The sequence below is a fragment of the Stenotrophomonas maltophilia group sp. Smal13 genome, from assembly GCF_030236855.1.
Classification (GTDB): Bacteria; Pseudomonadota; Gammaproteobacteria; order Xanthomonadales; family Xanthomonadaceae; genus Stenotrophomonas; species Stenotrophomonas maltophilia_A.
In genome coordinates, this window is the sequence record NZ_JASJSQ010000135.1 from 1 (window position 1) to 10,295 (window position 10,295).

The 10,295-nt window shown below is 67.2% G+C and carries 9 protein-coding genes; 5 read left to right on the forward strand and 4 right to left on the reverse strand.

What is annotated here, in order from left to right:
* Positions 1-231: 231 nt before the first annotated feature.
* Positions 232-777, reverse strand: coding sequence for a WG repeat-containing protein (locus QRO95_RS24225; RefSeq protein ID WP_164080556.1), 546 nt, complete (start codon positions 775-777; stop codon positions 232-234).
* Entirely contained in the window at positions 774-2,480 is a 1,707-nt protein-coding gene (locus tag QRO95_RS24230) for an alkaline phosphatase (protein ID WP_032128997.1), read from the reverse strand. Before QRO95_RS24230 ends, QRO95_RS24225 begins: the two co-directional genes overlap by 4 nt.
* 154 nt (positions 2,481-2,634) lie before the next feature.
* On the opposite strand from QRO95_RS24230, the gene QRO95_RS24235 reads away from it, so the two are divergent.
* On the forward strand, positions 2,635-3,969 hold the full coding sequence (locus QRO95_RS24235) for a dicarboxylate/amino acid:cation symporter (protein WP_046988032.1): 1,335 nt from the start codon (positions 2,635-2,637) through the stop codon (positions 3,967-3,969).
* Positions 3,970-4,197: 228 nt separating this feature from the next.
* Here QRO95_RS24235 and QRO95_RS24240 read toward each other — a convergent pair whose 3' ends face one another.
* Positions 4,198-4,971, reverse strand: a complete 774-nt coding sequence (locus QRO95_RS24240) for a C40 family peptidase (RefSeq protein ID WP_005414115.1) — start codon at positions 4,969-4,971, stop codon at positions 4,198-4,200.
* Positions 4,972-5,102: 131 nt separating this feature from the next.
* Positions 5,103-5,681, reverse strand: coding sequence for a C40 family peptidase (locus QRO95_RS24245; RefSeq protein ID WP_065428014.1), 579 nt, complete (start codon positions 5,679-5,681; stop codon positions 5,103-5,105).
* Between the two features lie 73 nt (positions 5,682-5,754).
* On the opposite strand from QRO95_RS24245, the gene QRO95_RS24250 reads away from it, so the two are divergent.
* The 4 genes from QRO95_RS24250 (at position 5,755) to gorA (ending at position 10,190) form a co-directional block, all read left to right on the forward strand.
* A complete protein-coding gene (locus QRO95_RS24250) occupies positions 5,755-6,237 on the forward strand; it encodes a peptidylprolyl isomerase (RefSeq protein WP_049398704.1) in 483 nt (160 codons plus the stop codon).
* Positions 6,238-6,336: 99 nt separating this feature from the next.
* A complete protein-coding gene (locus QRO95_RS24255; protein WP_049398730.1) occupies positions 6,337-7,581 on the forward strand; it encodes a DUF418 domain-containing protein in 1,245 nt (414 codons plus the stop codon).
* Between the two features lie 3 nt (positions 7,582-7,584).
* Complete coding sequence (locus tag QRO95_RS24260) at positions 7,585-8,835, forward strand: FAD-binding oxidoreductase (RefSeq protein WP_285303646.1); 1,251 nt, start codon at positions 7,585-7,587, stop codon at positions 8,833-8,835.
* Positions 8,832-10,190 (forward strand): glutathione-disulfide reductase, encoded by a 1,359-nt coding sequence (gene gorA / locus QRO95_RS24265; protein WP_125893984.1) that lies wholly within the window; start codon positions 8,832-8,834, stop codon positions 10,188-10,190. The genes QRO95_RS24260 and gorA overlap by 4 nt, the downstream gene beginning before the upstream one ends.
* Positions 10,191-10,295: the final 105 nt, after the last annotated feature.

Here is a 10,295-nt window from a genome sequence, read left to right on the forward strand (position 1 = left end):
TCTGACAGATGTGTCGACCAAGGTCGACACCTACCAACAGCCGCGGAGATCTGTCGAAGGCGGGGCACTGTGGGTTTGCGGGGTGTGAGCCGCATGGATGCGGCGACCAAGGCTACATGGACGTACTTGCGCCGTCCCCGCAAACCCACAGTGCCCCGCCATCCCACGGAATGCACGCTGTTGCTTCGGCCGTTGCGTCTGCAGGTGCAGGGCGCAGCCCTGCCGAAAACCCTACTTTACCCGACGGCCCGAACGGTCGATGCGGAACCGCTCTCCGCCTTCCATCGGCGTGTGGCCATCGGCATCCGGCGTGCCGCGCCGGCAGCCATTGCAGACTTCGGCCACGCCATCCTGGAATGGCCAACCGAAATCGAAGGTGCCGGGCACCACCTGGCGGAACTTCAGATCGAAGTAGGCCACGCGGTTGCCGACGCGGGCGCGCAGCAGGCCTTCCTGCGGTGTTTCCGGACCGTTGTCCCAGGTCAGTACCGGCAGGCTGCGGCCCTTGCGGTTGACGTAGTGGAAGCCCTGGTCGGCGTACACCACGGCCAGGCCATGGTCGTCGTAATTCAGGTCCTTCAAGGTGTCGGCACTGATCTTCGGCCGGTGATCGACCACTTCGCAGTTGGGCAGCGGCCACAATCCGTGTTCGTCGGTCAGCAGCTTGCACGCCGGTGCCTGTGCCGCTGCATTGGCGCTGACCAGCACGCCAAGCAGGACCAGCGACCGCGCGAAGCGGCCGCTGGCAGGAGCAGGGTAGGCCTGCCTCACGATCACTTGGCCTCGGCCTTGCGCTCGAATGCGGTCGGCGCCGGCAGCTGCACCGGCACGCCCTTGTCATCGCAGGTGCCGGCCTGGCACAGGCGTTCGCGCAGGGCCGGGGTGGCCTGCACGATCATGTGGTAGATCGCGTTCTGTTCCAGCGTGCCGCGGATCGCCTTGCTGCCCGGGCCGCGTGCCCAGATACCGACGTCTTCGCCGCCGTGCGACTCGGACTTCATCGGCACCAGTGCTTCCTGCATGTAGTCCGGATGCTCGGTGTCGACCTCGCGCAGGTTCGGGCGGCCGTTGGCCGGTTCGAAGCTGCTCGGGTTGTGCGGGTAACGCTTCGGACCGGCCGGCTGCTGGTTGCTGCTGCCGGTATGGCCCGGGCCATTGGCGTAGCTCAGGGTGGTGTACGGCTGGCCGGTGCCGTCCAGCGCGTAGTCGAGCTTGCCGGCGCCATCTTCGCCGCCCTTGTCCTTCACCTTGCCCAGGATCGGGTTGCCGCGCGCCGGGTAGCCGACGAAGTTCAGGGTGTGCGAGTGGTCGGCGGTGACGATGATCAGGGTATCGTCGGCCGAGGTCAGTTCGTTGGCCACGCGCACCGCGTCGGACAGGGCCACGGTCTCGGTCAGCGCACGGTAGGCGTTGCCGCTGTGGTTGGCGTGGTCGATGCGCGCGCCTTCGATCATCAGCACGTAGCCTTCCTGGTGCTTGGCCAGGTTCTTGATGGCTGCCGCCGTCAGTTCGGCCAGGCTCGGCTCACCGCCCGGATCCTGCGGGCGCTCGTATTCGTAGCGCATGTGGTCCGGCTCGAACAGGCCAAGGATGGCCGGCGCATTCGCGGCGGCGGCCAGCTGCTTGCTGTTCCACACGTAGGCACCCTGCGGATGCGCCTGCTGCCATTCCTGCACCAGGCTGCGGCCGTCCAGGCGCTGGCCGACCTTGTCGTCGTACTCGGGATCGCGCTCTTCCACGGTGGTGAACTCACCACGACCACCGCCGAGGGCGACCAGCGGGCCACGGCCATAGCGCGAGGTGGACAACAGCTGCTGGGCGATGTCCTTGCAGCCGGCGGCCTTCGCGGCTTCGGTCAGGTCGGTGTCGTTTTCCCAGTTGCGCTCGGGCGAGTGCGCATAGGTGGCGGCCGGAGTGGCATGGGTCAGGCGTGCGGTGGACACCACGCCGGTGGCCAGGCCGGCGCTGTCGGCCAGCTGCAGCCAGGTCAGCAGGCCCTTGGACAGGCTGTCGGCGCAGTCGGTGCGGCTGCCGGCGCTGACGCCGATCGCGCCCATGTGGGTCTTCACGCCGGTGGTGATGGCGGTCATGGTGCCGGCCGAATCCGGGGTCTGCGAATCGGTGTTGTAGGTCTTGCTGAACGCCGTGGCCGGGAAGCGCTCCCAGGACAGCAGGTTCTCTTCACCCGAGCCGCCCTTCTGCTGGCCTTCGTAGATGCGCGAGGCGGCCACCGTGGTCAGGCTCATGCCGTCGCCGAGGAACAGGATGACGTTCTTGGCCTTGCCGGACATCGCGCCGTTGGCGGCGGCCTGGGCGGCGCCGCTGCGGTACCACCACTGCGGGGTCTCGCCGGCCGGATGGGCAACGGGGTCGACGGCGACCTTCAGGCCGGCCGGGGCGGACGCGGGGGTGGTGCTGGCGCAGGCGCCCAGCAGCAGGGTGGTGGCGCAGGCGGCCAACAGGGAGACGGAACGGCGCATGGACGCTGGGATCTCACAAACTGTAACGGGACGTTCATTATGCCCGCCCTCGCAAGGCACGCCGATGACACACTGATTTGCCGGCCGGGCGGTCGTTCTGCGGGCCGCCATGGGCTATCGTGCCAGCATCCCTTCCTTCCCCTCTGGATTGCCTATGAAGCTGGTCTCTGCCTGGCTGCGGATTCCATTCTGGCAGCGCGTGGTCGGTGGCTTCGTGCTCGGCGCGCTGGCCGGCTGGGCGCTCGGCCCGGCCGCGGAAACGTGGTTCGGCCCGCTCGGCGAGCTGTACGTCACCCTGATCAAGATGATCGCCGTGCCGCTGGTGTTCTTCGCGGTCATCAACGCAATCTCGTCGCTGCACGGCCAGAAGTCGGTCGCCGCGCTCAGTGGCCGCACCTTCCTGTGGTTCGTGATCACCGCCGCGTTGGCGGTGTGCGTCGGCCTGGGCGTGGGTACCGTGCTGCAGCCCGGGGCCGGTGGCCTGCAGCTGTCGATGGCCAGCAACTACGTGCCGCGCGAAGTGCCCAGCGTGGTGCAGGTGCTGCTGGACGTGGTGCCGGCCAATGTCTTCTACGCGCTGTCCGGCATCGGCACCAAGGTCAATGCGGCCGGTGAAACCGTGCTGGCTGCCGGTCGCGGCTCGATCCTGCCAGTGATCTTCTTCGCTGGCCTGGTGGGCTTTGCCATCGTCAAGCTGGGCGAGAAGGTGACCGAGGCGCGCAAGCTGGTCGGGCAGATGAGCGACATCATGATCCAGGTGACCCGCTTCGTGCTGGAAGTCACCCCGATCGGCACCTTCGGCCTGATTGCCGGCCTGGTCGGCAGCTACGGTTTCGAGAAGCTGCTGCCGCTGGGCCACTTCGTGCTGGCGCTGTACGTGGCCTGCGCACTGCACATCGTGGTGGTCTACAGCGCACTGCTGCTGGCGCACGGCCTGAACCCGCTGAAGTTCTTCCGTGGCGCGGCGCCGGGCATGCAGGTCGCCTTCGTCAGCTCGTCCAGCTTCGCAGCGATGCCGGTGGCGCTGCGCTCGATCACCCACAACCTGGGCGTGAACAAGGACTACGGTTCGTTCGCGGTGCCGCTGGGTGCCAGCATCAAGATGGATGGCTGCGGCGCGATCTATCCGGCGCTGTGCGCGGTGTTCATCGCGCAGTACAGCGGTGTGCCGCTGACCCCGGAGCAGTACGTGGTGGTGCTGATCGCGTCGGTGCTGGGCAGCTTCGGTACGGCCGGCGTGCCAGGTACCGCGGTGATCATGGCCACGGTGGTGCTGAGCGCAGCCAACCTGCCGCTGGAGACCATCGGCTACCTGTATGCCATCGACCGCATCCTGGACATGATGCGCACGATGACGAACGTGACGGGCCAGATGCTGGTGCCGGTGATCGTGGCCAAGGAAACCGGCCTGCTTGACCAGGCGGTGTATGACAACCCGTCCAGCAACGTGGGCGTGGACGATCCGGACCCGACACCGCCACGCGGCTGAGGTTGCGTGGGGACGAAAGGCCCGCCCTGACCGGCGGGCCTTTTGTTTGGGAGGTGGCCGACGCGGTGCCGGCCACGCTGGGCCCTGGTAGATCCACGCCATGCGTGGATGGCGGCGGTACCGACCAAGGTCGGCAGCTACCCACCAATTGCACGGGCCCAACAAAAAAGCCGCTGCAGGGCAGCGGCTTTCTCGTGTCAGGCGGCGCGGTAGCGCCAACCGGTCAGATCAGAGATCGACCCGGCGGGCCTGCATGAACTTGTTGCCCCAGTAGCCGCTGAGCAGGGTGTCCACGCGGACGTCCTTGCCGGAGCTCGGTGCGTGCAGGAAGCGGCCATCGCCAACATAGATGCCGACGTGGTCGACGCGGCCCTTGCGGCCGAAGAACACCAGGTCACCGGCAGCCAGTGCGGTGCGATCATTGATCAGTTCGGCGTTGTCGTCGTGTGCCATCTCGCGCGACACGCGCGGCAGCTCGATGCCCAGGGCCGAGCGGAACACGTAACCGACCAGGCCGCTGCAGTCGAAACCGCTGTCCGGGTTGCTGCCACCCCAACGGTACGGGGTGCCCAGCAGGGTCATCGCGCGGCGCAGCAGCGATTGCACCTTGCCGTTGTCGGCGGCGGTGCCGACAACGCTGCCATTGGCGGCGCTGCTGGTGTCGTAGTTGGCGAGCAGGCGGCTGAGATCACCGGCTACCACGGCCGAGCGGTCCATCAGCGGAATGGTGTCATTGGCGGCCAGGTGCGGCAGCAGGGCGGCCAGCGTGGCGCTGGCGGCGGCATCGACGCGGCTGCGCTGCGGAGCGGCAGCCTCGGCCTTGGCGGCCGGTCGGGCGGTGCTCTCGGCCACCGGGGCCGGGGTCACATCGGAACGGTTCGGAGCAGTCTGCGACCAGGCCGGAAGGCTGGTCAGACACAGTGCCAGGCCAAGCAACAGCGGGCGGGCACTACGTGAAGATACGGAAGTCTGGCCTTCGCTTTTCAGGTCGTCAGTCGTCACGCGTCGGTCACAGGAAAAAAACGATGGGGCATCATGCCCTGTAAAAGCGGCAATAAGTTAAAAATTCCGTTAGTAAATCGTTAGTTGCACGGTGATGTGCGTCACAATTTTGAACATATCGCCTGTTCATCTTAGCGAAGGACGCGTTTCGCCCCGGTGTAGTGGTCCTTCCAGTACGGACCGCTGAGCGAGTCCAGCCGGACCGTGCCACCGGTGCTCGGCGCGTGCACGAAGCGCCCTTCACCCACATAAATGCCGACATGGGTGACGCTGCCGCGGCTGCCGAAGAACACCAGGTCGCCGGTGGCCAGGCGCTGCGGGTCGATCTTCGGGCCCTGTACCGCCGCCAGGTCGCGCGAGGTGCGCGGCAGTTTCAGGTCCAGCATCTCGCGGTAGACGTAGGCCACCAGGCCGCTGCAGTCGAAGCCGGAGTCGGGAGTATTGCCGCCATAGCGATAGGGGGTGCCGACCAGGCTGATGGCGCGCATCAGCACCGAGTTGGCCGCCTCGGGATTGTCCGGCACGGTCTTCGGCCAGTTCGCGGTCGGCGGGGGCGGCGCGGGTCGGGTGGCCTTGCCGCCGCCGCAGGCGGTCATCAGCACGGGCAGGGCCAGCAGCAGGGCCGGGGCGAGGAGCCGGCGCAGGCCGGACGAAACTGGCGTGATGTGCATGATCTCCGGATAATGCGCCACCTTAGGATTGGCCGTCATGATGGCGGCGTCCCCGCCGGGCGACAACCCGCCCCAACCCGCCTGCCTCCGGCAGATCCAGACAGAGTTGCGCATGAAGATCGAAAAAGACCGCGTTGTCCGCTTCCACTACACCGTTTCCGAAGTCGGCCAGGAGCCGATCGAATCGTCCAAGGACCGCGGCGAGCCGCTGGCGATCCTGATCGGCCACGGCAACATCATCCCGGGCCTGGAAAACGCCATGATGGACAAGGAAGCCGGCGCGACCTTCAGCGTCGACGTCAACGCTGCCGATGCCTACGGCGAGCGCCGTGAGGGCCTGTCCCAGCGCGTGCCGAAGAAGCACTTCGGCAACACCAAGCTGGCTCCGGGCCAGCAGGTCGTGCTGCAGACCAACTTCGGCCCGCGTGCGGTGACCGTGCAGAAGGTCGGCATGAGCGTCGTCGACGTCGACCTGAACCATCCGATGGCCGGCAAGGACCTGCACTTCGACGTGGAAATCGTCGATGTGCGCGAAGCCGGCAAGGAAGAAATCGACCACGGCCACGTCCACGGCGACGGCGGTCACCAGCACTGATCGCAGCGCGATCGTGATGGCAGCAACGGCCCGCTTCGGCGGGCCGTTGCGATTGTGGAACACGGCGCGGCCATCCATGGCGCGCAGGCCGGCGGCATAATGGCGGACCTGCCCGACGGACGCCCTGTGAACGCCGCTTCTCCTTCCCTGCAGCCGGTGGCTTCCGGCGAACGCATCGCCGTGCTTGACGTGCTGCGCGGTGCTGCGCTGCTGGGCATCCTGCTGATGAACATCGAGGCCTTCAGCGGGCCGCTGGACCTGGCGTTCACCGGCATCGACGTGCATTGGCAGGGCATCGACTACTGGGCCGATGCCTTTGTCTACGTGTTCGTGCAGGGCAAGTTCTTCACCCTGTTCTCGTTGCTGTTCGGTGCCGGCTTCGCGGTGATGGCGCAGCGCGCTGAGGCCGCCGGGCGCGACTTCACCCCGTTCTACCTGCGCCGCAGCGCTGGCTTGCTGCTGATCGGTCTGTGCCATGCACTGCTGGTCTGGTCCGGCGACATTCTGGTGATGTATGCACTGATCTCGTTGCCGCTGCTGGCGTGCCGCGAGGCGCCACGCAGCTGGCTGCCGTGGATGGGGTTGATGGTCTACCTCGGCGGTGTGGCGATGATGCTGCTGGTCGGCGCGATGGTGTCGATGGCTTCGGCCGAAGATGTGCAGGGCATGCTTGCCGAGGCGCAGCGGAGCATTGAGCTGCAGCGGCAGGTGTACGGGCAGGGCAGCTGGGCGCAGGCCAATGTGCAGCGCCTGAGTGAGTTCGGTACGTCCATGGGGGCGCTGCTGATCACCGGCCCGGAAGTGCTGGGCATGTTCCTGATCGGCAGCTGGTTCGCCGGCAGTGGCGCGCTGGCGGCGCCGGAGCGCTTCCCGCGGCTGTACGCGTCGCTGCGCTGGGTCGCGTTGCCGCTGGGCCTGCTGGTCACGTTGATCGGCGTTGCCTGGAAACCCTACCTGGCACCGGGCGCCTACAACCTTCCGGTGACGGCGGCGATGGGCCTGGTGACCATAGGCGGCCTGCCGATGTGCCTGGGCTATCTGGCGTGGATCGTGCACTGGCGCACGCGGCTGGCCTGGCTGGCGCCGGTGGGGCGCATGGCGCTGACCCATTACCTGGCGCAGTCGCTGGTCTGCACGCTGCTTTTCTATCACTACGGACTGGGATGGTTCGAGGTGATGCCGCGCAGCGTGCAGCTGCTGTTCGCACTACTGCTGTTCGCTGTGCAGGTGGGCATTTCGCACGCGTGGTTGCGCCGCTTCCGTTTCGGGCCCATGGAATGGCTGTGGCGTGCGATGACCTACCGGCAGTGGCCGCCGATGCGGCGTGGGGCCGGGCAGGGCTGATCGATGCAGGGCGCGCGCGAGGATGTGATCGTGGTCGGCGCCGGTGCCATTGGACTGGCCGTCGCGCTCGCGCTGCGCGCACAGGGCCGGCAGGTACGCGTGATCGACCGTGGGCGTGTCGGCGGCGCGACCTCGCATGGCAACTGCGGCACCATCACCCCCAGCCACGCGCCGCCGCTGCCAGCGCCTGGCGTACCGTTGCGCGCGCTGCGCTGGATGCTCGATCCGCGTGCGCCGCTGTACGTGCGTACGCGACTGGACCCAGCATTGTGGCGCTGGCTGCTGCAGTTCGGGGCGCGCTGCAACGCACGCGACTGGCTGCACGCCACGCGGGCACGCGGCGCATTGTTGAATGATTCACGGCTGCGCCTGGCGCAGTGGGTGCAGACGCATGCGCTGGACTGCGAGTTCGAGGCGCGCGGTCTGGACTATGTGTTCGGTGACGCCCGCAATTTCGATCACCACGCTGCCGATTGTGAGGCGCTGAACGCACAGGGCATTGCCTCGGCGCGCATCGATGGCACCGACTACGCGCGCGACAATCCGGCGTTCCATGATCGCCTTGCCGGTGCGATCCACTTCCCCGGCGATGCCCAGCTGCGTCCGGACCGCTACACCGCCGAACTGGCGCGCGTGCTGCGCGCGCAGGGCGTGGTGATCGACGAACAGGTGGACGTGCAGGGATTCAGTGACGATGCGCAGGGCGTACGCGTGCAGGCCGGCCTGCAGACCGTGCGGGCGCGTGAGCTGGTACTGGCCACTGGCCCGTGGTCGCGCGACTGGGCACGGCAACTGGACCTGCGCGTGCCGATCCAGCCCGGCAAGGGCTATTCGCTGACCTGGTCACGACCGGAGCAGGTGCCGCAGCGTCCAGTCGTACTGAAGGACCATTCCGTGTTCGTGATTGCCTGGCGCGATGCGTTGCGACTGGGCGGCACCATGGAATTCGCCGGTGCCGACCCGCAGCTGCGCACGGCCCGCCTGCAGGCCCTGCAGCAGGCCGCCGACCGCTACCTGCGCGCGCCGCGCGGTGCGCAGCTGCAAGAGCAATGGTGCGGGTGGCGCCCCATGAGCGTGGACGACGTGCCGTTGATCGGCCGCGCGCCCGCGCATCCTCACGTCTGGCTTGCAGCGGGGCATGGCATGCTCGGCATCAGCATGAGCGCCGGCACCGGCCAGCTGATCGCCGATCTCGTCTGCGGCCGCACGCCAGCGATCGATCCTGCCCCTTACCGACCCGAGCGATTCCGATGAGCACTGCACCCTATGATTACGACCTGATCGTCCTTGGCGGCGGCTCCGCCGGCCTGGCTGGTGCGATCCGTGCCGCGCAGCATGGCAAGCGCGTGGCCATGCTGGAGCCCGGTGAGCTGGGCGGGACCTGCGTCAATGTCGGCTGCGTGCCGAAGAAGGCGATGTGGCTGGCGGCCGACCTGCACGAGCGCATCGGCCTGGCCAGTGCGATGGGCTTCGATGTTCAGGCGCGCCCGGCGCTGTCGTGGAAGGAACTGGTGATCCATCGCCAGGCCTACATCAGCAACATCCACACCAGCTACCACAAACGCCTGGATGAGACCGGCGTGGTGCGCATTCCGGCGCGCGGCCATCTGCTCGATGCGCATACCGTTGCCTGCAGTGATGGCGTGCGTTACAGCGCCGAGCACATCCTGATCGCCACCGGCGCGCACCCGCTGCGTCCAGATATCCCCGGCGCGGAACTGGGCCTGGTCTCCGATGATTTCTTCGACCTGCGCGCGGCGCCGGCCGAGGTGGCGATCATCGGTGGCGGTTACATCGCGGTGGAGCTGGCCGGCCTGCTGCAGGCACTGGGCAGCAAGGTGAGCCTGCTGGTGCGTGGCCAACGGCTGCTGGATCGCTTCGATTACGAGCTGACTGATCAGCTGGCCGAGAACCTGAAGCAGCAGGGCGTGCGCATCCATTTCGGCTATCGCCTGCGCGAATTGCAGCGCGATGGCGAACGCGTACGTGCGTTCGGCCATGACGGCCCGCTCGACAGCGTGTTCGACGCGGTGTTCTTCGCCACCGGCCGCCGCGGCAACAGTCGTGATCTGGGCCTGGAAGCGCTCGGCATCGGCATTGGCGAACACCAGCAGGTGCAGGTGGACGAATGGCAGACCACCAGCGTACCGAGCGTGCACGCGGTGGGTGACATCGCCGGCAAGGTCGGCCTGACCCCGGTGGCGGTGGCTGCTTCGCGACGGTTGATGGATCGCCTGTTCGGTGGTCGCCCGCAGTCGAAGATGGATTACGAGAACGTGGCCAGCGTGGTGTTCTCGCACCCGCCGCTGGGCGCGGTGGGCATGAGCGAGGAAGAAGCGCGCGCGCGTTTCGACCAGGTGAGCGTTTACCACAGCCGTTTCCGACCGATGCTGCAGGCGCTGGCCAACGGTACACAGCGCAGCCTGTTCAAGATGGTCTGCGCCGGCCCGGAAGAACGCGTGGTGGGTATCCACCTGCTGGGCGAAGCGGCCGACGAGATCCTGCAGGGTTTCGCGGTGGCGGTGAAGATGGGCGCGACCAAGGCCCAGTTCGATGACACCGTGGCGATCCACCCGACCTCGGCTGAGGAAGTGGTGCTGATGCGCTGACCTGCGGTTGCTGCAGAGCCGAGCCCATGCTCGGCCGTCGCTCTTTGTAGAGTCGAGATCCTATGTTCGTGGTCAAGCCTGCTGGAAGCAGGCTTGACCCACCTT